Here is a 21,799-nt window from a genome sequence, read left to right as displayed (position 1 = left end):
TTGTTTTATAACATATTACCATTAAGGAATAGATAATTTTTTCAAAAACTTATCCATTTCTTAATGGTTTTTCTATTTTTGTGCTACTAATATTTATTTGAAATGTCTGAAACTGAGAATCGACAGCCTAAAAACATAAAAAATAACCCGAAGATTATGAAAGCCTGGGCAGTATACGACTGGGCCAATTCTGTTTACTCCTTGGTTATTACTTCTACAATTTTTCCTATTTACTATTCTATCCTCACCACAGCGTATGAGAAAAAAGAATATATAGCGGAAACAAAAAAATGGATTGATGTTCCGGTAAGGCATACCATCAAAATCTTTGGTGAAGGATATCAGCCGGATGCGGTGTATGGATATTCTTTAACGATATCATTCTTTATTGTAGTATTGTTATCTCCATTTCTGTCTTCTTTAGCTGACACTATTGGAAATAAAAAATCCTTCCTGCAGTTCTTCTGCTACCTGGGAGCAACTTCATGTATGGGGCTTGCAATGTTTACCGGAATGCATAATGTATTTTTAGGTCTCTTATTCAGTATTACTGCGAGTGTCGGATTCTGGGGAAGTCTTGTGTTTTATAACTCGTTCCTACCTGATATTGCAACACCCGACAGACAGGATGCTCTTTCTGCAAGAGGATATGTCTATGGATATATCGGTTCTGTAGTTCTGGTTGTGATCTGCTTAATATTGATCCAGGTTTTTGCCAAAGGAGCAGCACAGCAGTTGCTATTTACAAGAATAAGCTTCCTGTTAACCGGTGCATGGTGGTTTGGTTTTTCTCAATATACTTTCAAACATCTTCCACAATTCGGAGATGTAAAAGACAAGCTTCCAAAAGATCTTGTGTTGCTGAATTATAAAAATATTTTTAAAAAGCATGCAGAACAAGGTGGCTTTTTTGAGGTTTTTAAAGACAATATGAGCTTCTATAAGGATATTGCCAAAGAAAGCTTCCATGAGCTGTTTAAAGTAGGCGGAGAATTATTCAAGGATAAAAATCTTAAATTCTTTTTGTCCAGCTTTTTCTTTTACAGCGTAGGAATGCAGACTATATTCCTTATGGCAACCTTATTCGGGAAGAGTGAAATCAATCTTGCTCAGGATAAACTGATAGGAACCCTTCTGGTAATTCAGATTGAAGCCATTATCGGAGCTGTGATTTTTTCCAGACTATCCAAAAGAATCGGAAACAAAAACGTTATTTCGATTGCGATCATATTATGGATTGTTGCCTGTATCTGGGCTTTCTTCCTCAACAAGGAAAACCCTACAGTAGAGTATCAATTCTACGGAGTTGCTGCAGTCGTAGGATTAGTAATGGGAGGACTTCAGGCGATGTCAAGATCTACCTATTCAAAATTACTTCCTGAAAATTCTATGGAAAATACAACGTATTTCAGCTTCTACGACGTGTTGGAAAAGATAGCCATCATTATTGGAACATTTATCTTTGCAACATTGATTGAGCATTTTAATAATATGCGTATTGCCGCTTTATCGATGACCTTATTTTTTGGTGCAGGATTAATATTAATTCGGTTTTTAAAGGTCCAAATGAGAAAGGACAGAGAAACTTTATAAAATGAAAGACGTTATTTTTAACGTCTTTTTTTATTTTCATCCAATCATCTTTTTGGTGATTTGAGCTTATTTATTGCTATTTGTTTTAAAATATTAAAAAATGATAGTAATTTTTCACTATTGTTTGATTTTTTTTGTTAATTTGTAAACATTAAAAAAATCAAAATAATGAAAAAAGTTCTACTATTTTGCATACTGCAATGCTTTGCTTTTAGTTTTTCACAGAAATTAAAACCGGTTGCTGAAAAAATTTCAGAATATCATAACACGAAAGTAACATTCAAAAGCTATGATTTGTTTGAAATAAATAATTCTGCTGATAAACTTGCCGAATACAAAAAGGCAGCAACAGATATTACTGTTATTTCCTTAAAGTCTGCCGAATTAAAAAAGCTTGTCAGTGAAAAACCTGAATTTATTGAAATTACTTTTCCATACGCCGGTGGACAATCTATCACCGTTGAAATGTACAAAAACCAGATTTTCACCAACGATTTTAAAGTAGTTACTGAAAAAGGGAATACAGTACAATATACCCCGGGAGTTTATTACCAGGGAATTATAAAAGGAGATAATACCTCTATTGTTGCTTTTAGCTTTTTTGATAATGACATTGTAGGAGTCTCTTCTGCCTTGGGAATGGGAAATATTGTTGTAGGGAAAGTTAAAAATTCTGATGACTTTGTCAGCTATTCAGATGCCAAATTAACAGGTTCCAACCCATTTGTTTGCGGAACAGATGACTTGAAAGAGGTTTCATCCCAAAAGATCGCTTTTAATCCTGATCATGTAAATGATAAGAAAACGGATAATTGCGTCAGAATCTTTTACGAAGCAGGGTATGGACCTTATACTCAAAATGGAAGTGATACAACCACTACTACTAATTGGGTTACTGCCATGCATAATAATGTTTCAACATTATATGCCAATGATAATATTAAAGTAGCTCTAAGTGGAGTCTTTGTTTGGACGACTACTGATCCTTATTCAGGATCGCCAAGCGCAATCCTTAACCAGTACAAAACGACAAGAACTACTTTTAATGGTGATTTGGCACAATTATTAAGAAATCCTGCTACAACAAGTATAGCTTACGTAAATGGAGTTTGTACTAATTCAAGATACTCTTATTGTGGTGTGAATTTTACCTATCAGAATGTTCCGACTTATTCCTGGAATATAGAAGCAATGACGCATGAACTTGGTCATAATTTAGGCTCTCCACATACACATGCTTGTTTCTGGAATGGGAATAATACCGCTATTGACGGATGTGGACCTGCATCAGGAAACAATGAAGGATGTAATGCGGCGCTTCCACCAGCCGGAGGCGGTACTATTATGAGTTATTGTCATTTGGTTTCTAGTGTTGGGATTAATTTTGCCAATGGATTTGGCGTACAGCCGGGAGCACAGATCAGGAATACGATCGATTCAAAAGGGTGTCTTGGGACCAATTGTACAACATCATGTCCTCTTTCAGTTACCAACCTGAATATTGCAAATATTACACAAACTTCGGCAAATGCAGCTTTCACAGATGCAACGTCAACATCCTGGAAACATAGACTTACCAGAATGGATGGAACAGTAGTGTCTACTGGAAATGTAAATACACAAGCAATTAACTTTACAAATCTTCAGCCGGCAACATATTACAAACTTAATGTGGGAAGTGATTGCAGCGGACCTAATGCCTACCAAATATCAAAAATGTTTTTGACAGATGGCGCGTGGTGTGATGGAGTTCAATTTACAGATACAGGAGGTCCAACCGGAAAGTATGCAGATAATGAAGATCTTGTAAAAACGTTTTATCCAACTTCTGGTTCCTCATTGACAATGACCTTTACCGAATTTGCTCTTGAGCAAGATTACGATTATATGTATGTTTACAATGGAACTTCTACTGCCTCACCATTATTTACCAATGGAAATAATTTGACGGGGAATACGATTCCTGGCCCTTTCACATCTACAGACCCTTCAGGAGCAATAACTGTGAAATTTGTTTCAGATGGAGGAGTTACCGATAATGGCTGGAAGGTAAATTTCTCTTGTGGCGTTTTAGGAGTAGAAGATCTTACTGCAAAAAATAATTCAGTAGGTATCTACCCGAATCCTGCGAAAAATGCTATTGTTATCACTTCCAAAGAAGCACTGAAGGCTTATAAAATTTATGATGAATCCGGAAGGCTGGTTATTTCAGCTTCTTCTCTAAAAGGGACTCAACATGAAGTTAACCTCTCATCTATTCAGACAGGAAACTATGTAATCACAATAGAAACGGTAAAACAGACTGTAAATAAAAAGTTGATCAAACAATAAATCACGTATATATAAATAACAAAAAGCCTGAATTTTCAGGCTTTTTTACATTGCAAATCTTGATTTTCAATGCTCAACAAATGATAGAAATAAATCTATTGTTAAAATATGTTAGAATTCGGCCTGAATTTTGTTTATATTGAGCAGAATAATTTTTAACTTTGCAAAAAGATTTATTGTCAACATGACCAACCCTTTATTTTATGCAAAAATAATTCTGTTTGGAGAATATGGAATGATTGAAGATTCCCAGGGGCTTGTTGTACCATACAGCTTCTATAAAGGAACTTTAAAATTTTCAGATTTGAGTTCTGAATTTGAACTTAATTCCAACAGACATCTGCAAAAATATTCAGAATTTCTTACGACGCTGGATCTTTCTGATGATTTCAAACTGAATATCGATAGCTTGAAAAATGATATTTCAAACGGACTTTTCTTTGATTCCAACATTCCTCAGGGATATGGAGTAGGAAGTTCGGGAGCATTGGTAGCAGCGATTTTTGAAAAATATTCAATCAGTAAGCTAAATCCTGAGAATATTTCAAAAGACAATCTTAAAAAATTAAAAGCTGTTTTCGGCGAAATGGAAAGCTATTTCCATGGTAAAAGTTCAGGAATGGATCCTTTGATCTGTTATATGAATCTTCCGATTCTTATTGAAAATAAAGAAAACCTGGACAGAGTATCCATCCCGGATGGCGAAGAGGGCAAAGGAGCCATCTTCCTGATTGACTCGGGTATTACAGGAGAAACAGGACCTATGATTCAGATTTTCTTTGAGAAAATGAAAACAGAAGGTTTCCGTAAAACCCTTAAAGAAGAATTTATCCGTTACAACAACGCTTGTATCGATTCTTTCCTGAAAAAAGATATGAATCCTTTCTTTAGAAATCTTAAAAAACTTTCTTATTGGGCTTATGAACATTTCCGTCCCATGATTCCTGAAAGTATTTTTAATATCTGGAAAAAAGGCCTGGATTCCAATGCTTACTATTTAAAACTCTGCGGAAGTGGTGGTGGAGGTTATATTTTGGGATTTACCAAAGATTACGAAAAAGCTGAAAAAATGCTTGACGGCTTCCAAAAAGAGGTGATTTACAGATTTTAAATAGATTGGAATGAATTCTGAAAAAGAAACTTTCCAATCTAAAAATTATATCTCAAAATCTCTATTTTACAGATTTTCACAATTCGTGGGCTTTCTGCTCGGAGCAAGGTTTTTTGTAGCTGCTTTGCTTACATTTGCACTCTATGTTTCTACATTCTTTCTGTTTAATCAGGATGAAAGTTTCAGAAATTTTGTTTTTGATTTTAAAGTTCATGGCATTATTTTCTGTACCGTTCTTACTATTTTAGCAGGCGGAATTATCAACCAGTTTTATGATCTGGAGAAAGATCATATTGTAAAACCGTTCAGAACCAGAGTTCAGAGCTTTATAAAACAAAAATACTTTCTGTATGCGTATCTGGGATTGAGTGCTATTTCATTGGGAGTAGCATGGATGATTTCCCATAATGTTTTTATTTTCTTTGTTGTCTATCAGTTTTTTATGTGGTTTTATAGCCATAAACTAAGCCGCATTCTCATTGTCAACAATCTTACTTTTGTAAGTCTTACCCTATATCCTTTTTTTGGAATGATGGTGTATTATGAAACCTTTTCTAAAAAGGTATTCCTGATGGCTGTCTTTCTTTTCCTTATCCTTTTATGTATTGATATTGTAAAAGACACCCTAACAAGGACAGTTGATAAAACTTTTGGATATACAACGATTCCTAATTATTTTAAAAGCAGAAACACAAAGACAATCCTTATCACATTGCTGGTGTTTACAATGACGGTCTCGATGAAAATTATTACCAAAACAGGGGTGTCAGGATTTATGGCTTATTATTTTGCCGGAGGTCTATTTGTGATGATCTCTTGTATTTATCTGCTCTTAAATTCTTCCAGAAGAAGTAACTTTTTCACCCTGAACCTATTACGTTTTTGGGTTTTTGTTGGAATTATTGCGATGCTTTTAAATGGAATAGAGCATAAATTATAAAAAAATTCTTTAAATAAACTAAGGTTATTATTACCTTTGCGTAATTAAATTTAATAAATAGGAATGCCCATTTTTAACGATACCAAAGTTGCATTTGCAGATAAAACAGATGCACAATTGAGAAAGGCTTACTGGATGTTTAAAATGATTGAACAACCCGCTCTTACCAGCCTTGGAACATCTGTTCTTAATTTCACAGTACACAACAATTTTCCTTTCGTTACAGGAATTGTAAAAAACACTTTATTTGAGCAATTCTGCGGAGGAGAAACCCGTGAGGAAAGTATGAAAGTGGTAAAACAGCTTTTCAAAAGAGGTGTCGGAAGTATTTTTGATTACTCTATTGAAGGGAAGGAAGATGAAGAAACTTTTGATGCCGTATGCAAGGAGATTAAGGATATTGTAAGGTTTTCGGTAGGAAATCCGGCGATTCCTTTTATTGTTTTTAAGCCTACAGCTTTTGGTAGAATTGATATCTATGAAGCAGTTGGAAAAGGAGCAGAGCTTACCACAAGCCAGAAAGAAGAATGGGAAAGAGTGGTGAGAAGATTTGATGAGGTATGTAGTCTTTGCCACGAAAACGATAAAAAAGTAATGGTAGATGCTGAGGAAACCTGGATGCAGGATTCAGCAGACCACCTTTGTGAGGAAATGATGGAGAAATATAACCAGGAAAAACCTATCGTTTGGAATACCATCCAGATGTACAGAACGGGAAGACTGGAATATATGGAAGAAAATCTTAAAAGAGCCAGAGAAAAGAACTACTTCATCGGCTATAAGATCGTTCGTGGTGCTTATATGGAGAAGGAAAGAGCCAGAGCAGCAGAGAAAGGATACGCAGATCCGATTCAGCCTACCAAAGACGCTTCCGATAAAAATTATAATGCCGGAATCGACTTTGTGATGAATCATTTGGATAAAGTATCAGCTTTCTTCGGTACTCACAATGAGATTTCTTCAGAGTTGATTATGGATAAAATGAAAGCTAAATCTTTAGCAAACGATAACCCACACGTTTATTTTGGCCAGCTTTACGGAATGAGTGATAACATTACCTTCTATTTGTCAGATAAAGGCTATAATGTAGCTAAATATCTTCCATATGGACCTGTAAAGGATGTTGTCCCATATTTAACCAGAAGAGCCAGAGAAAACACTTCTGTGGCCGGACAAACAGGAAGAGAACTTGGACTGATCAAAAAAGAGTTGGAAAGAAGAAAAAAGTAATACTATTACTTTCAAGATACATAAAAAGACCTGCAGTATATGTAGGTCTTTTTGTTTGAATTAAAGTCAGCAATGATGATCAGTTCAATCAGTCATTAAATTTATATCGTATTGACAATAATCGTATTAATTATTTATTACATTAATTATTTGTTAAAATAATTTAATTTTTATTGCTGATTTGATTTGAATTTATTATATTTGGTTAAATGATAGGAAATGACAGGTGAAAATACCGTCATCGATGCATGTAACATAATTTTTTAACGAAAGTAAATATGATCTTCTAAAACTTCCATAACCTTAAATGGTTTAAAGAATATAAAAGATCAATAGTAGATAAAAAGTTCTAACCACGAATTTTAAAATAAATAAAGCAAATAGCTTTAGTTTTCTTCTTCAAATATTTTTTAACCTGACCATTTTCTTTGGTCAGGTTTTTTAAGGCTCAAAACTTTCAAATTTTCCATTTTCGTAGAACAAAACAATACGTTTGATCTTATTCTCCTGATTACCAAATACTTGGCTTAGAATCTGGCCGCTTGAATTTTCTAATCGCTGAGAATCGGATATATTTTCTGGAGCTTTATCCTTTGTCGATATAATCGATTCTCCAGGACTTGATTGGGCAGGCTCAATATCTGTTTCATCAGCTCCGAATTCATTATCATTGTTCATCATCGTAAACAGATCGGGCAGAGGAGTGGTCCTTACTTTATCTTCCACATGTTCTTCAACGACCGGTGCTGCTTCCGGTAATTCTGATTTCAGCATTTCACCTTCTCCAGTAACGAGCCAGTCCCAAAGAAGTTCAGGGAACCTGGATTTTATTTTTATGATAAACTCCAGAGACGGTTTGTTTCTTCCGGATGTAATATGAGAAATTGATGAACGTTGAACATCAATCTCATCTGCAAATTCAGAAGGAGTAAGATTGGAATACTCTATTACTTTGGAAATTCTTTCGTTGAGGCTCATAAAATAATCTTTCAATGATATTACAAATGTAACTTATATAATTTACAAAAGCAAACTACAAATGTAAATTTAAAAATAATTTTATGATTTACAAATGTAACGTAGTTATAAATACTTATAATACAGCTTATTAAATTCTAATTACAACTGTATTTTGCTATATACTATATTAAACTTCAAATACCATGAAATAGTTTTCATGTCGAATATACTCTCTAAAATCTCCTAAAAAACTGGTTATAAATGTAAATTATCTTCAATGATGAGCTCATTTTAAGCGGTAAATTCTGTTTACAGTATTAAAATACAATAATTCTTATATTGAAATGCTTAGAACGTCAAAAATAGCGTTTAAACCACTTAGAACAAGGTATTGTAGTGATATACAAAAGTAAATAATACTGTAAATTACCAATGTAAACGCCTACTTTGGACTATTTAACCCCTATTTCTCTCTTTCAGGATTCAGTAAATTTCTTTCCTATAAGAATTTCTTTTCAAAGTCTAAAATTCAAGAACAGTTATGGCTAAATTTCAGGATTTTCAGTTTATAGGACCTGTTTATATATGTAAATAGCTGAGTTTTCCACAATATATATGTTTAATAAAATCATGCCCATTTGGCTTTAAATAGGGTTTTCTATACTTCAAGTAATGTTACAAAACCTATTGAGATAAAATACATAACTAATTGACTATTATGTTTTTAAATATATTGAATTAAATTATTCGCAATCCACAATTTTACCAACAGACAAATTGACAATACGTACTGTTTAATATTGTTACAGATGTTAAATACTGTTTTTGGCGAAAACAACACTTGTTTGATGGTTGTAAATTAAATTAAAAACATTGAAACATTTGTAAATTACCTTTTTTTAAGCTTTGTTACAAATGTTAATCTTCTTTTTAGACCAAAAATGGTTAAATTTGATCTGTAAACTATTCCCAATGACTTTTGAACAAATCTATATTCAGAACCTTAATTTCTCTAATCGCTATATTTCTCCTGAAAAATTATTTTCTTACTTACAGACAAATCTCAGCGATTATATTCAGGAGATCGGAAGATCCTATTTAGATAAACCCATTTATCAGTTAAGCATCGGAACCGGAAATATTCAGATTCTGGCCTGGTCGCAGATGCATGGTAATGAATCGAACGCCACACATGCAATGCTGGATCTTTTGGTAAGTTTGGATAAGGCTCCTGAAATGAAAGAGGATTTATTGAGTAAAATCAGATTGGATTTTATTTTTATGCTAAATCCTGACGGATCTAAAAAGTGGACAAGGCTTAATGCTGCCGATATTGATCTGAACAGAGATTTTCATAATGAAGCAAGTAAAGAGATTAAGTTTCTTAAAAGAGCAGCGGCTTCAAAAAAATATGATTATGCATTAAACCTGCACGAACAAAGAACGATCTTTACCACTGACGGTATTCATCCAGCGACACTTTCTTTTCTGGCTCCTTCCGAAAATCCTGAACGTACCGTTACTGAAAACAGGAAAAAGTGTATGGCAGTGATTGCAGATGTTTACACCCATTTAAAAGAAATGATCCCTAATCAGGTCGGTAGATATTCTGATGAGTTTTATCCTACTTCTACAGGCGATAATTTCATAAAAGCCGGGATGCCTACCATATTATTTGAAGGTGGACATTTTGTAGAGGATTATACCAGAAAAAGAACAAGAAAATATTATACGATTGCTCTTTATTATGCACTGAAAGCAATGAGTGAACTCAATTCTGATACTACAGGTTGGGAAAATTACCTCACTATTCCTGAAAATAAAGAAACCCACTATGATATTATATACAGAAATGTAAAACTGAATACAGAACATGAATGTATTTTAGACATCGCTGTTCAATACAGAGAAATGAAAGAGGACGGGAAAGACGAGATTTCTTTTATTCCTTATGTAATGGAAGCAGGAGAGGTGAGAAGGAAGAAAGGCTGGCTGGAAGTAGACTGTACCGGTAAAAGATTTGTGTCCGCTACCAAATATCCGAAACTGGACTCGGTAGTAGATTTTAAAATAGAGGATTAAAAAAAACGGCAATCGAAAGATTGCCGTTTTTGCTTTTTATTTCTTCAGTAGAAAAAGCTTTCACTAAAACTGAAAAATATTAATTAACTACTTTGATACCGTTGGCTACAAATCTGATCTCTTCTTTCGGCTGCGTAATCGCATCAATTTCAGATTGAGGTTTCTTTGCATCTTCAGCATAATGTTTCTGCTCATTTACAGAAGTTACTTTTCTTTCAGCACTTCCTTCCAAAACTACATTTTTCCCCTTCAAAGCGGTAGGTACAAAAAAGGCATAATCTTTCATTTTAACAAAAAACTTTGAATTGTCTTCTGTCTGAATCGTAAGCCAACATCCTTTTTTATCACAAACATCAGTTACTTTACCTTTAATGGCTACATTTTCAACTTTCTTGTTGTCTTTTTTAAGTTGTTTGTTCAGTTTATCTACTGTTATGGCTTTAGATTCCACGGATGAAGAGACTTCACCTCCATAAGTGTCACCTGCTAAGGCATTTCCTGCCGGTGGCCCCATCTCCTGTGCAAAGGCCAAAGTAGAAAAACTTACAGCTGCCGCGAATAATATAGCTTTGAATTTCATTTTTAATAATTTTTCCAAAAATACTAATTAAAACTGAATCATAACAGAATAAAAAATGATAAAAAACAGGTGTTTTTGTAAATTTTAAACAAAATTCAAAATCAATAAGAGATTTGTTTATATTTGACGCCTATACTTGACTATGCAAAAAAAACTGAAACTTTGGGACGCCATTATGCTGGTAATGGGATCTATGATCGGAAGTGGGATCTTTATTGTAAGCGCCGATATGATGCGCAATCTGGGATCCGGATTCTGGCTTATTGTGGTATGGGTGATTACAGGAATAATGACGGTGGCAGCAGCAATCAGCTATGGTGAGCTTTCTGCCTTATTTCCAAAAGCAGGTGGGCAATATACTTATCTTAAAGAAATTTTCGGAAAAAGAATGGGTTTCCTTTATGGTTGGGGACTATTTACCGTTATACAAACCGGAACAATCGCTGCCGTAGCAATGGCTTTCGGTAAATTTACAGCTTACCTGATTCCTTCACTCAATGATGCAGCACCTATTTTTCAAAGTGGTGAGTTTAAAATTACGTGGATCCAAATTCTGGCAATTGCAGTCATTCTTTTGCTTACCTATATCAATACAAGAGGAGTAGAAAGTGGAAAGTTTCTGCAGAATATCTTCACAGGATCAAAAATTATAGCCCTGCTTGGGCTGATTGCATTAGGCTTTATCTTAGTGAATGCTTCACATCTAGCAGAAAGTTTCAGCTTCGGCTCATTTAGTAATCTTAAAAAAAATATCGATGGAAGTTTTCTGAAAGAAGGCTGGCAGCCCATCGGAGGGATGACTTTACTGGGTGGAATTGCTGCCGCAATGGTTGGATCCGTTTTTAGTTCTGTAGCTTGGGAAAGTGTGACCTTTGTTTCCGGAGAAATAGATAATCCTAAAAGAAATGTGGTAAAATCAATGATTTATGGTACTTCTGCCGTAATGATTCTTTATATCGCCGTGAATTTTGTGTATTTAAATGCATTAGACCGTGATGGAATTGCCTTTGCAGCAAATGACAGGGTAGCCGTAGCCGCATCTCAGAATATTTTTGGAAGTGCCGGAACCATTATTATTGCATTGTTGGTTATGATCTCCACATTTGGATGTAATAACGGGTTGATTTTAGCCGGAGCGAGAGTTTTTCAGACGATGGCAAAAGATGGTATGTTTTTTAAATCAGCAGTAAAAAATAATAAAAATGAAGTTCCGGAAAATGCTTTGTGGATGCAGGGAGTCTGGGCTTCTATCTTATGCCTGAGCGGTCAGTATGGAAATCTTCTGGATATGATATCGTTTGTCATTGTACTTTTTTATATGATTACTGTTTTTGGAGTTATTTACCTGAGAATTAAACAACCAGAGCTGGAAAGACCTTACAAAACCTGGCTTTATCCGGTAACTCCGGTTATTTACCTGTTGATTGGAGCATGTTTCTGTATTTTACTTTTAATTTATAAGCAACAATACACATGGCCGGGATTCGTACTTGTATTATTGGGGCTTCCGGTCTACTATTTTATTAATCGAAAGAAGACCGTTGAATAAAATACAATAGAGATAATAGTTACAGGGCTTTCAATTCACTTTGAAAGCCTTTATTTTTAAATAATATTTGGTAACTGTATACAATTTTACACCATTGTCATTCTGACGAAGGAAGAATCTCATGTATGGCTAGATTCTTCATTTCACCTCGTTACATTCAGAATGACAGAGTTATAATAACTAAGATATCAGGATTAGAGTAAAATTGTATATAACCACCTAATATTTTAAGGTATTATGACAATTATTTAGTGAAAATGTGTATTTTGGTATTTCGTTTTTAAGTAAACGCAACCATGAAGTAAAAAATAGAAAGCTATGGATACACCAAATTACAGAATGCCCTTCGTCCCATCTACTTTAATGACCGAAGGCGGAAGTATCGATACCTGCGATATGGGAGAAAGTATTGCCCATAACATTATGCTGCTGATCACGACTAAAAAAGGGGAGAACAGATATGATGAAAACTATGGAAACGACGTTTGGAACCTGGAATTCGATAACGGAGTAACCAGTGCCATATGGGAAAATGTTTTTGTTAAAAGTCTCAGAAGACAGATCCAGGAGTATGAACCCCGAATTGTACATCCCCAGATTGACGCCCACATCCAATTTGTAGAGCACAGCTACGATACCAAAGAACACACAGAAATTAAAAAGAAAGTAAGAATTGCCATCAATGCAAAAATGGAGGAAACAGGAGAACGTTTCAGTTTTTCAACCGAACTGTTCCTGAGTCCGATGTCTATTGATTAAAATTTTTAACACCGAAAAACAAATCATGAATTTAGATCAGAATATCTATTCCAAAGAATCTGTAAAAGCAAGAATGCTTCAGAATGCCACTAAAGTCTGGGGACTGAAAAGCCCGCAGTCATTAGATCCTTTTGTAAAGCTATTGATAGATGCATTCAGTACAGAAGTCTTTAAAGCAAATAATGAAATACAGACTGTTAACGCCAGAATTTTAGAGAAACTGGCAAAACTGCTGACTCCTTCTATTTATACCCATCCTATACCATCTCATGCCGTTGCTTTTACGCAACCTTATGATTCCTCCGAAGTATTATTGGAACATACGGAGTTTTTCTTCCGTAAGCAGATGACATCCACTGTAAAATCAGAGTCGGATAAACAGCTGAATATTCCTTTTACTCCGGTAGGAAATGTAAGAATCAATAAAGTTCACACCTCCATCATGTTTGTAGGAAATACCTGCTACAGCATTGATGACAGATTCAACAAAATACCTATTGCACGATTTCAGGGAAGACCGGAAGATTACAGAAAAATTACGGTAGGAGTGGATGTCAGTAAATATGTAAGTGAAAACTATCCTAAATATCTAAGCATATATTGCTCCAATCCTGCTTTTGAACATCTGGATTTTGTATATAAATTGTTGCCATATATCACGGTTTCCAGTAATGGAAATCCTTTATTCGTAAGAGAAGGACTGAGTTATCTTACCGAAAGCCATTCGGATGGATACGAACAAATGTTCAAAGAGCAGTCTATCCGTAGAAAAGTTATTGAAGATATTAAAAGTATTTATCGTCATAAATTTATTGAGATTACAGGAATTTCTCAAAGCTTATTTTCAGAACCGGGACAGCTGCCGCAGAATCTTGATTTCCTTTCCGGGAAAGAAGAGATTGTAAAATATTTGGAGAATAAACCGTATTTGTGGCTAACTTTTGAGTTCCCACCGCAATTTTCTGCTGAAATTCTGGATAACTTTTCATTTGTTTTAAATGCTTTCCCTGTCTACAACAGAGGTTGGAAAAAAACAGAATACAGTCTGGATATTATGGGGAATAATATTCCTTTGGTAACAGACGAGGGTGAACATTTCCTGTATGTAGATGAGGTTCAGGATGGTGATGGAAGAAGGTATTCGGAAATTCCATTTACTCCTGCCGATGATTTGAAGAAGGGGTTATATACGGTAAGAAAAGGAGGAATGGAACGTTTTACCAACAGAAATGCGGTAGATATGATCGCTAACGTTCTGGAGCTGACACGAGATGAAATTGCCGCATTTTCCCTTTTAAACAGGGATAATGTAAAAGGCGTCCTCAGTGAAATGTCTGATAAGATGAAATCGATGGTGCAGAAAGTGAACAATGCCAAACGAAATATCAGACAGGAACTGAATTACGTCATCATGGAACCCGTAGAGAAAACAGATCACACCTATGCTGCATTTTGGGTAACTCATTGTACACTGGCCAATCATATGCGTCCCGGAACAGAACTTTCAAACCAATTAAAATCTCAAACCGTAGTTTTGCTTACCGAAACACTAGGAGGTTCAGAAGAACAAAAAGGGACAGACAGTATTCAGGCTTATAAATATGCATTAACCACTCGAGACAAAATCATTTCTCTTGAAGATGTTAAAAACTATTGCCGAATGATTCTCAAAGACGAATTGAGAGAGGTAAAGGTCAGAAGAGGAACAATGATCAGCAATAAGCCTAAAGAAGGTTTTGTAAGAACTGTGGAGGTAGAAATCATTCCGCAGAATTATTCCTTCTATGGAAGAGCCTATTGGGAAAATATGGCCAATATTATCAGAAATCAGATTATAGCCAAAGCTATTGACGGAATTGAATATCTTGTGAAAATAAGCAATGAAGATATTGAATTCCAGGATATGTAAAACGAAAACCAAAACGAATAAAATATGAGAAAGATTATTGTAATGGCAATGGCTATGTCTTTGACGGCTACGGTCATAAGCTGTAAAAAAGGAGCCGACGGCATTGCTAATACTGTTTTAAATTTAGGAGGAGAAGCTGAGGCTAATGCTATTATTGACTTTAACAATAACTTCATCGATTCTTATAAAAATACTTCCAAATTTGTTGAAAGAGTCTTAAAATATGCAGATGAATCCGTTGTAAAAGCAAAAGGAGGAAATATTTCGATCATACCTATAATAGGCAGTTCAATGGATTATACGCTTTCCAAAATTAAAAGCATTCCATCTGGATTCGGAAAAGATAAAACAGCCATTGAAAAGGATTTTGCTATCTATAAGGCTAAAAAAGAAAATATAGAAAAAAAGTTTGAAGAACTGAAGTCCTATATAAGTTCTGAAGATTATAAAGACGATAAAGGAGCAAAAGCAGAGGCTATTAAAAAAGAGATTGAGACTGATGCAGAAGCTTTGTATGTCTCAGGAGAAAATGTGATGGCTAAAATTAAGCCTGCCACTGATGCCGCTGAGAATGTGATTTTAAAAGACCATCCAATGAAAGAATATATTATCTCATCCAAAAATGTGATGAATTCTTTGGATTCGGTTATCGATCTTTTAGGAAAACAGTATGCAGGAAAATTTAATGAAGCTGAAGCTCAGAAAAAATATGACGAGTTTGCCAAATTGGTAGAAACCAATTCTAAAATGGATTTTAATGTGAAAGATCAACAGTATTCCCACAAAAAATCTGAGTTTGAATACTTTAATAAAAGCGCTTCCACCTTCGTAGATAATTACAGAAAACTGATCAGAGATTCTAAAGAAGCCGGTAAAATCCCGGATAGTGACATCCAGCAGATGGATTCTTCCTATGAAACCGTATTGAGTGCCTACAACACATTTGTGAAGTAAAAAATATTCTATACTATAAAAAGACTGATATCATTTGTATCAGTCTTTTTGCTTTCTATACACTGAAAAGAAACATACTGAAGCATCTTAAGGCCGGTTTTGATTCTTATATCATTACCTGAGTTATCAAAATAAGTTGATAAAGGATAACTTTTATCCATCGTATAGTTTAAAAAATTCCATAAAAATTCCGTATTTTTGCACGTTGTGATTTTCAGGCAAAACCACTCCAAATTATGAGCAAATCAACAGAATATATAGAAGTTTACGGAGCACGTGAACACAACCTAAAGAATATTAATGTTAAAATTCCGCGAAACGAACTGGTAGTGATTACCGGTCTTTCAGGAAGTGGAAAATCTTCACTGGCTTTTGATACGATCTTTGCAGAAGGCCAGCGTCGTTATATAGAAACATTTTCTGCCTATGCACGTCAGTTTTTAGGAGGATTGGAGCGTCCCGATGTAGATAAAATTGAAGGACTTTCTCCTGTGATTGCCATTGAGCAGAAAACAACCAATAAAAATCCACGTTCTACCGTAGGAACAGTGACTGAGCTGTATGACTTTTTGCGTCTTTTATATGCAAGAGTTTCTGATGCCTATTCATTAACTACCGGACAAAAATTGGTAAGTTATACCGAAGATCAGATTCTTGAGACGATCAAAGAAAATTACAAGGGAGAAAAGATTATGTTGCTGGCTCCTGTTGTGCGTTCAAGAAAAGGACATTACCATGAACTTTTTGTACAGATGGCCAAGAAAGGGTACGGACAGGCAAGAATTGATGGAGCATTACAGGATATTGAATACGATCTGAAACTGGACCGTTATAAAACCCACGATATCGATATTGTGATCGACCGTTGGATTATCGGAGAAAATGCTTCAGAAAGCAGAATGGAAAAATCATTGCGAACAGCAATGGAAATGGGTGAAGGAATTATCGGAATCCAGAAGTTGGGAAGTACAGATATCGAATATTTTTCTAAAAACCTGATGGATGCGGAAACAGGTCATTCACTGGCGTTACCAGAACCGAATACTTTCTCATTCAACTCGCCAAAAGGAAGTTGTCCCAATTGTAAAGGATTAGGAATGATCAAAAAGATCAATACCGATTACTTTATAGACAATCCGAAATTATCAATCAACCAGGGCGGATTACTGCCTTTGGAAGATATTAAATCCAACAAATGGATTCTTTCACAAATCAAAAATATCCTGGAGATTTTCGGACTGGGAATGACGACTCCGCTAAAAGATATCCCGGAAGAAGCACTGGATTATATTTATAACGGCTGCCATAAAGAATTCAACAAAGATCTTAAGTATGCCGGAATTACCAAAAAAATAAAAATCAGCTTTGATGGCTTAATTGCTTTCATGGAAGAAATGATCGATGAAAGGGAATCTTACGAAGCAATTTTACTGGAAAGACATTTTACGACAGAAGAAATTTGTCCGGAATGCGGCGGAACACGTCTTCAGCCTTCAAGCTTAAGTTTTAAAATAGACGGGAAGAATATTGCTGAGGTTAATGGATTAAGCCTATCAGATTTAAAAGAATGGTTGGCTGATGTTAAAGATAAATTTTCAGAGAAAAATAAAATTATCGCTCATGAGATTTTAAAAGAGATTGAAACCAGACTTCAGTTTTTATTGGATGTCGGTTTGGATTATTTAAGTCTGAGTAGAAGTTCAAAAACCCTTTCCGGAGGTGAATCGCAAAGGATTCGTCTGGCAACACAGATAGGATCTCAGCTTGTGAATGTGTTGTATATTCTTGATGAACCGAGTATCGGATTACACCAGAGAGATAATGAAAGATTGATTCATTCGTTGAAAAATCTTAGAGATATCGGAAACTCCGTGTTGGTAGTAGAACACGATAAAGATATGATTTTGGAAGCCGATGAAGTGCTGGATATTGGTCCGAGAGCCGGAAAGTTCGGTGGAGAAATATTGTGGCAGGGAAAACCAAAAGATTTGCTGAAAGCAGATACCATTACGGCACAATATATCAACGGAAAAAGAAAGATCGAGATTCCTGCAGAAAGAAGAGCAGGAAGCGGTAAAAATATTGTTTTAAAAGGTGCTACCGGAAACAACCTTAAAAATGTCACATTAGATATCCCACTTGGGAAGCTGGTAGTGGTTACAGGAATTTCAGGAAGTGGTAAATCATCATTGGTTAACGGAACTTTATACCCGATTTTGAATAAGCACTTCTACAGAGCCGTTCAGGAGCCTTTACCTTACAAAAAGATCGAAGGACTGGAAAATATCGACAAAATTGTAGATGTAGACCAGACGCCGATCGGAAGGACACCTCGTTCAAATCCTGCCACTTACACAGGAATGTTTACCGATATCCGGAACCTTTTTGCCGAATTACCGGAAAGTAAAATCCGTGGCTACAAACCGGGGAGATTCTCCTTCAATGTAAAAGGTGGAAGATGTGAAACCTGTCAGGGTGGTGGATTGAAAGTGATTGAAATGAATTTCCTTCCCGATGTATACGTTCATTGTGAAACCTGTAACGGAAAACGCTTCAACAGAGAGACACTGGAAGTTCGCTACAAAGGAAAATCGATTTCTGATGTCCTGGATATGACGATTGACGAAGCCGTTGATTTTTTCCAGCCGATTCCTAAGATTTTTGCTAGAGTAAAAACATTACAGGATGTCGGCCTCGGATATATTACCTTAGGACAGCAGTCAACGACCCTTTCCGGAGGTGAAGCACAACGTATCAAGTTAGCGACCGAATTGGCAAAAAGACAAACAGGAAATACCCTTTATATCCTTGATGAACCAACAACAGGTCTTCATTTTGAAGATGTGAAAATTCTGATGGATGCCATCAATAAGCTGGTAGAACTTGGAAACTCATTCATTATTATTGAACACAATATGGATGTGATTAAACTGGCAGACCATATTATTGACGTAGGTCCTGAAGGAGGAAAACATGGTGGACAAATTGTAGCCCAGGGAACTCCGGAAGAAATTGTGAAGTCGAAGAAAAGCTTGACAGGGAAGTTTTTGAAGAGGGAGTTGTAGTAAGAAAATATCAACTAATTATAGAAAAGAATTTGCGAAAGCAGATTCTTTTTTTTGTTTTTAAAATATTTGATGAAATGACCTGTTTCTGTCAATGATATAAGCTTAATTCTAAGTTTTTATCATGATTAATGAGCTTCCAATATTAATTTTTCAATTATTTTAAAAATTATATACCTGTAAATCAATATATTATGTTTTAATGTTAACTCAATGTTAACTCAATATGAATTTAGTATAAATTATTTTAATAACTTTGGTTAAGAGATACAAAATAAGGTTAGTACAATATTTAAAACCAAATAGTTATGATAAATAAAATTCAAATAATAATAGCCTCACTTTTCATTTGTGGAACGATAACAGTCGTTAATACTGTTAAAGCACAAACTACCGATCATAATACAATTCAGGAAATTCAACTGAATAAAAATGAAACGTTTTATGATATCAGAACTCAGCTGACTGAAAATTTTGATCTTACAAATCCTGATTATAAACAGGGGACTGTAAATTCAGTGGTGAAATTTGATATCGCTAAAAACGGAAAAATTGTCAACGTACATTCTACCGGTGATTGTAAAACGGTAAGCAAAGAAATTGAAACCGTTCTAAGTGATCTTGATTATAAAGTGGATCGTAAAAAATTAAATGAAAATATGGTTGCCTATACTTATGTAATGCCGGTAACCGTTGAAATCCACAACAGATAATAACAAAAAATCATATCTTCCTTTCGTTCTTTGAGTTATGTATTTTGAATCTGTTTTAATTTTATATTATAGGTAATAATTCTGTAAGATTATTCTTGGAATTTGTAATATATAAAAATAAATTACCCATAATTTTGCAATACCATAAAATTAAAACTATATGAAAAATGTAAAGAAACTATCTAAGTTAGATTTGAAGTCAGTGTACGGAGGACAGCCAAAACAATATTGTACGTATTGTGAATGGGCAGACAAAGTTTTTTGTAGTGAAATTCCAATCGTTCAATGTCCGTAAAAAGATCAAAACCGCTTTCGCAAGCGGTTTTTTTATTAAGGATTGGCCTGAGCAAACTCTGTCAGCCTTGCTTTAAGGTTCTTTGAATTGCCTATACTATCAAAACTGATATTGTCAATTTTCCATTTGTTTTCCGAATTGACCAGTTGTACTTTATCTTTCCAGACAACGGTCGGTTTTACCATATCATATTCAAATTGTACCATTACATCGGCTGTCTTATCATGAATATCCATAGATTGAATTTTATAACCTGTAAAGCCTTCATACAAACTTGAAAAAATAGCTCCTTCAAATAACAGAGGCTTTTCGTCAGGGTGGTCGCTTTTCTTCACTCTTTCAATATCTTCTTTTGAAGCATTGATGGCTTTTTCCAGAACATTTTTCAAATCCGGAGAAAATAAATCACCTGAGATAGGTTGATTATAGACCATTTCATTAGATTTTCCGTACTGATTGTAGAGGGTGTTGATTGTACTTGTGATCGCGGCACTGTCTGTTGTCGATGAAGTCGCTTCTCCTTTTTTATTGCAGGAAACAAAGGCAACGAAAACACTAACATATAAAAGAAATTGTTTCATCATAATTTTGCGTATTGATGTTATTACAGGTCACAAAAGCTATACCAAATCAAAAATACTTTCATTATCAATAGTAAAAAATCAATACATTTGAGTAGATAAAAAAATTGTGGATTCTATTCTTAACGTTGCCATTCGTTCCCTTTGCGTTTACCTTTTCATGGTAATTGCTATTCGTTTATTTGGTAAAAATCAGCTTTCCCAGCTTAATGCCGGGGATGTGGTTTTGTTACTGCTTATTTCCAATGCCGTTCAGAATGCTATGGTAGGGCCGGATACTTCATTGCAGGGAGGTATTATCGCCGCGCTGGTTCTTTTTGTGGCTAATTTTATCTTAAAAAGAATAATGTTCTCCAGCCGTTCTTTTGAGGCTTTCATGGAAGATGAACCTGTTATACTCATTAGAGATGGTGTGGCAGATCAGGCAGCTTTAAACAGGGTAAAAATTACACAAGATGAGCTGGAAGAAGCAATAAGAGAACATGGGATTGAAAAAATAAAAAATGTAAAGTTGTCTGTATTGGAAGTTGACGGGAATATCAGTGTCGTTTCCGAAGATGAAAAGAGCAAACAGACCCATTATGCAAGGATCAAGAGAAAAATAAAAAGAAAATATCACTAAACGCAATGAATTACGAACTAAGAGAAATGCTTCCCAGCGATGAAAATCGGGTGCTGGAGATTTTCAAACAAGGTGTAGACAGTGGAATGGCCACTTTTGAAACAGAAATTCCCACTGCCGAAGCCTGGGATATGGAATATTTTAACGATTGCCGCTGGGTGCTCGAAAATGAAGATAATAAAGTCGTAGGGTGGTGTGCTTTAAAACCCGTAAGCAGAAGAGAGTGTTTTAAAGGAGTCGCAGAAGTAAGTATTTATTTTGATAACGAATACCAAGGAAAAGGTTTGGGTTCCGTGCTGCTTAAAAAAATGGTTTTGGATAGCGAGGATCACGGATTCTGGACGTTACAGACTAATATCTTTTCAGAAAATGAAACTTCAATCAAATTTCATCAGAAAAATGGCTTTAGGATCGTAGGGGTTCGTAAAAAACTGGGAAAGCTTAACGGCGAATGGAAAGATGTCATCATGTTTGAAAAGAGAAGCGAAATTGTGTAGTTTAAAACAATAAAAATATTTTATCCTA

At 35.0% G+C, this 21,799-nt stretch carries 17 protein-coding genes; 14 read left to right on the top strand and 3 right to left on the bottom strand.

All coding sequences use genetic code 11. From position 1 onward, the window contains the following. Positions 1–102 precede the first annotated feature (102 nt). The 5 genes from EG342_RS18795 to EG342_RS18775 all read left to right on the top strand — a co-directional run bounded on the left by EG342_RS18795 (position 103) and on the right by EG342_RS18775 (position 7,205). The gene (locus EG342_RS18795; RefSeq protein ID WP_103292277.1) at positions 103–1,593 is read left to right on the top strand and encodes an MFS transporter; all 1,491 of its coding nucleotides are present in this window, start codon (positions 103–105) and stop codon (positions 1,591–1,593) included. A gap of 168 nt (positions 1,594–1,761) precedes the next feature. After that, positions 1,762–3,924, top strand: a complete 2,163-nt coding sequence (locus EG342_RS18790) for a M12 family metallo-peptidase (RefSeq protein ID WP_246008661.1) — start codon at positions 1,762–1,764, stop codon at positions 3,922–3,924. A 184-nt stretch (positions 3,925–4,108) separates the two neighbouring features. Further along, a complete protein-coding gene (locus EG342_RS18785; RefSeq protein ID WP_103292279.1) occupies positions 4,109–5,035 on the top strand; it encodes a mevalonate kinase family protein in 927 nt (308 codons plus the stop codon). A 10-nt stretch (positions 5,036–5,045) separates the two neighbouring features. Beyond that, positions 5,046–5,975 carry a UbiA family prenyltransferase gene (locus EG342_RS18780; protein ID WP_103292280.1) on the top strand — a complete coding sequence of 310 codons (930 nt, stop codon included), beginning with the start codon at positions 5,046–5,048 and terminating at the stop codon, positions 5,973–5,975. A 63-nt stretch (positions 5,976–6,038) separates the two neighbouring features. Next, complete coding sequence (locus EG342_RS18775; RefSeq protein WP_103292281.1) at positions 6,039–7,205, top strand: proline dehydrogenase family protein; 1,167 nt, start codon at positions 6,039–6,041, stop codon at positions 7,203–7,205. Between the two features lie 441 nt (positions 7,206–7,646). Here EG342_RS18775 and EG342_RS18770 read toward each other — a convergent pair whose 3' ends face one another. Next, positions 7,647–8,183, bottom strand: coding sequence for a helix-turn-helix domain-containing protein (locus EG342_RS18770; protein ID WP_103292282.1), 537 nt, complete (start codon positions 8,181–8,183; stop codon positions 7,647–7,649). 954 nt (positions 8,184–9,137) lie between these two features. On the opposite strand from EG342_RS18770, the gene EG342_RS18765 reads away from it, so the two are divergent. After that, entirely contained in the window at positions 9,138–10,247 is a 1,110-nt protein-coding gene (locus tag EG342_RS18765; protein ID WP_103292283.1) for a M14 family zinc carboxypeptidase, read from the top strand. Between the two features lie 79 nt (positions 10,248–10,326). On the opposite strand, the gene EG342_RS18760 is transcribed toward EG342_RS18765, so the two are convergent. Beyond that, entirely contained in the window at positions 10,327–10,827 is a 501-nt protein-coding gene (locus EG342_RS18760) for a DUF4920 domain-containing protein (protein ID WP_103292284.1), read from the bottom strand. A gap of 142 nt (positions 10,828–10,969) precedes the next feature. Here EG342_RS18760 and EG342_RS18755 point away from each other — a divergent pair, with 142 nt between their 5' ends. The 6 genes from EG342_RS18755 to EG342_RS18730 all read left to right on the top strand — a co-directional run bounded on the left by EG342_RS18755 (position 10,970) and on the right by EG342_RS18730 (position 19,776). Further along, positions 10,970–12,376: an APC family permease gene (locus tag EG342_RS18755; protein ID WP_103292285.1), complete on the top strand. Its 1,407-nt coding sequence runs from the start codon at positions 10,970–10,972 to the stop codon at positions 12,374–12,376. Between the two features lie 318 nt (positions 12,377–12,694). Further along, entirely contained in the window at positions 12,695–13,135 is a 441-nt protein-coding gene (locus EG342_RS18750; RefSeq protein WP_103292286.1) for a GPW/gp25 family protein, read from the top strand. Between the two features lie 25 nt (positions 13,136–13,160). Next, positions 13,161–15,044: a type VI secretion system baseplate subunit TssF gene (locus EG342_RS18745; RefSeq protein WP_103292659.1), complete on the top strand. Its 1,884-nt coding sequence runs from the start codon at positions 13,161–13,163 to the stop codon at positions 15,042–15,044. 24 nt (positions 15,045–15,068) lie between these two features. Continuing rightward, a complete protein-coding gene (locus EG342_RS18740) occupies positions 15,069–15,998 on the top strand; it encodes a DUF3829 domain-containing protein (RefSeq protein WP_103292287.1) in 930 nt (309 codons plus the stop codon). A 236-nt stretch (positions 15,999–16,234) separates the two neighbouring features. After that, positions 16,235–19,063, top strand: coding sequence for an excinuclease ABC subunit UvrA (gene uvrA / locus EG342_RS18735; protein ID WP_103292288.1), 2,829 nt, complete (start codon positions 16,235–16,237; stop codon positions 19,061–19,063). 308 nt (positions 19,064–19,371) lie between these two features. Beyond that, entirely contained in the window at positions 19,372–19,776 is a 405-nt protein-coding gene (locus EG342_RS18730) for a hypothetical protein (protein WP_103292289.1), read from the top strand. A gap of 330 nt (positions 19,777–20,106) precedes the next feature. Here the strand turns inward: EG342_RS18730 and EG342_RS18720 are convergent, their stop codons facing one another. After that, the gene (locus tag EG342_RS18720) at positions 20,107–20,655 is read right to left on the bottom strand and encodes a hypothetical protein (protein ID WP_103292291.1); all 549 of its coding nucleotides are present in this window, start codon (positions 20,653–20,655) and stop codon (positions 20,107–20,109) included. Between the two features lie 106 nt (positions 20,656–20,761). On the opposite strand from EG342_RS18720, the gene EG342_RS18715 reads away from it, so the two are divergent. Continuing rightward, on the top strand, positions 20,762–21,274 hold the full coding sequence (locus tag EG342_RS18715; RefSeq protein WP_103292292.1) for a DUF421 domain-containing protein: 513 nt from the start codon (positions 20,762–20,764) through the stop codon (positions 21,272–21,274). A 5-nt stretch (positions 21,275–21,279) separates the two neighbouring features. Further along, a complete protein-coding gene (locus EG342_RS18710) occupies positions 21,280–21,771 on the top strand; it encodes a GNAT family N-acetyltransferase (RefSeq protein WP_103292293.1) in 492 nt (163 codons plus the stop codon). The last annotated feature ends 28 nt before the right edge of the window (positions 21,772–21,799 follow it).

It is taken from the genome of Chryseobacterium lactis (assembly GCF_003815875.1).
GTDB lineage: Bacteria > Bacteroidota > Bacteroidia > Flavobacteriales > Weeksellaceae > Chryseobacterium > Chryseobacterium lactis.
The sequence above is the reverse complement of the archived record's forward strand: the minus strand, read 5'-3'. Positions and strand labels throughout refer to the sequence as shown.

What these genes read in the sequence shown, in the direction of transcription:
- EG342_RS18795 (WP_103292277.1), top strand. Translation starts at nt 103, where the DNA reads ATGTCTGAAACTGAGAATCGACAGCCTAAAAACATAAAAAATAACCCG.
- EG342_RS18790 (WP_246008661.1), top strand. Translation starts at nt 1,762, where the DNA reads ATGAAAAAAGTTCTACTATTTTGCATACTGCAATGCTTTGCTTTTAGT.
- EG342_RS18785 (WP_103292279.1), top strand. Translation starts at nt 4,109, where the DNA reads ATGACCAACCCTTTATTTTATGCAAAAATAATTCTGTTTGGAGAATAT.
- EG342_RS18780 (WP_103292280.1), top strand. Translation starts at nt 5,046, where the DNA reads ATGAATTCTGAAAAAGAAACTTTCCAATCTAAAAATTATATCTCAAAA.
- EG342_RS18775 (WP_103292281.1), top strand. Translation starts at nt 6,039, where the DNA reads ATGCCCATTTTTAACGATACCAAAGTTGCATTTGCAGATAAAACAGAT.
- EG342_RS18770 (WP_103292282.1), bottom strand. Translation starts at nt 8,183, where the DNA reads ATGAGCCTCAACGAAAGAATTTCCAAAGTAATAGAGTATTCCAATCTT.
- EG342_RS18765 (WP_103292283.1), top strand. Translation starts at nt 9,138, where the DNA reads ATGACTTTTGAACAAATCTATATTCAGAACCTTAATTTCTCTAATCGC.
- EG342_RS18760 (WP_103292284.1), bottom strand. Translation starts at nt 10,827, where the DNA reads ATGAAATTCAAAGCTATATTATTCGCGGCAGCTGTAAGTTTTTCTACT.
- EG342_RS18755 (WP_103292285.1), top strand. Translation starts at nt 10,970, where the DNA reads ATGCAAAAAAAACTGAAACTTTGGGACGCCATTATGCTGGTAATGGGA.
- EG342_RS18750 (WP_103292286.1), top strand. Translation starts at nt 12,695, where the DNA reads ATGGATACACCAAATTACAGAATGCCCTTCGTCCCATCTACTTTAATG.
- EG342_RS18745 (WP_103292659.1), top strand. Translation starts at nt 13,161, where the DNA reads ATGAATTTAGATCAGAATATCTATTCCAAAGAATCTGTAAAAGCAAGA.
- EG342_RS18740 (WP_103292287.1), top strand. Translation starts at nt 15,069, where the DNA reads ATGAGAAAGATTATTGTAATGGCAATGGCTATGTCTTTGACGGCTACG.
- uvrA (WP_103292288.1), top strand. Translation starts at nt 16,235, where the DNA reads ATGAGCAAATCAACAGAATATATAGAAGTTTACGGAGCACGTGAACAC.
- EG342_RS18730 (WP_103292289.1), top strand. Translation starts at nt 19,372, where the DNA reads ATGATAAATAAAATTCAAATAATAATAGCCTCACTTTTCATTTGTGGA.
- EG342_RS18720 (WP_103292291.1), bottom strand. Translation starts at nt 20,655, where the DNA reads ATGATGAAACAATTTCTTTTATATGTTAGTGTTTTCGTTGCCTTTGTT.
- EG342_RS18710 (WP_103292293.1), top strand. Translation starts at nt 21,280, where the DNA reads ATGAATTACGAACTAAGAGAAATGCTTCCCAGCGATGAAAATCGGGTG.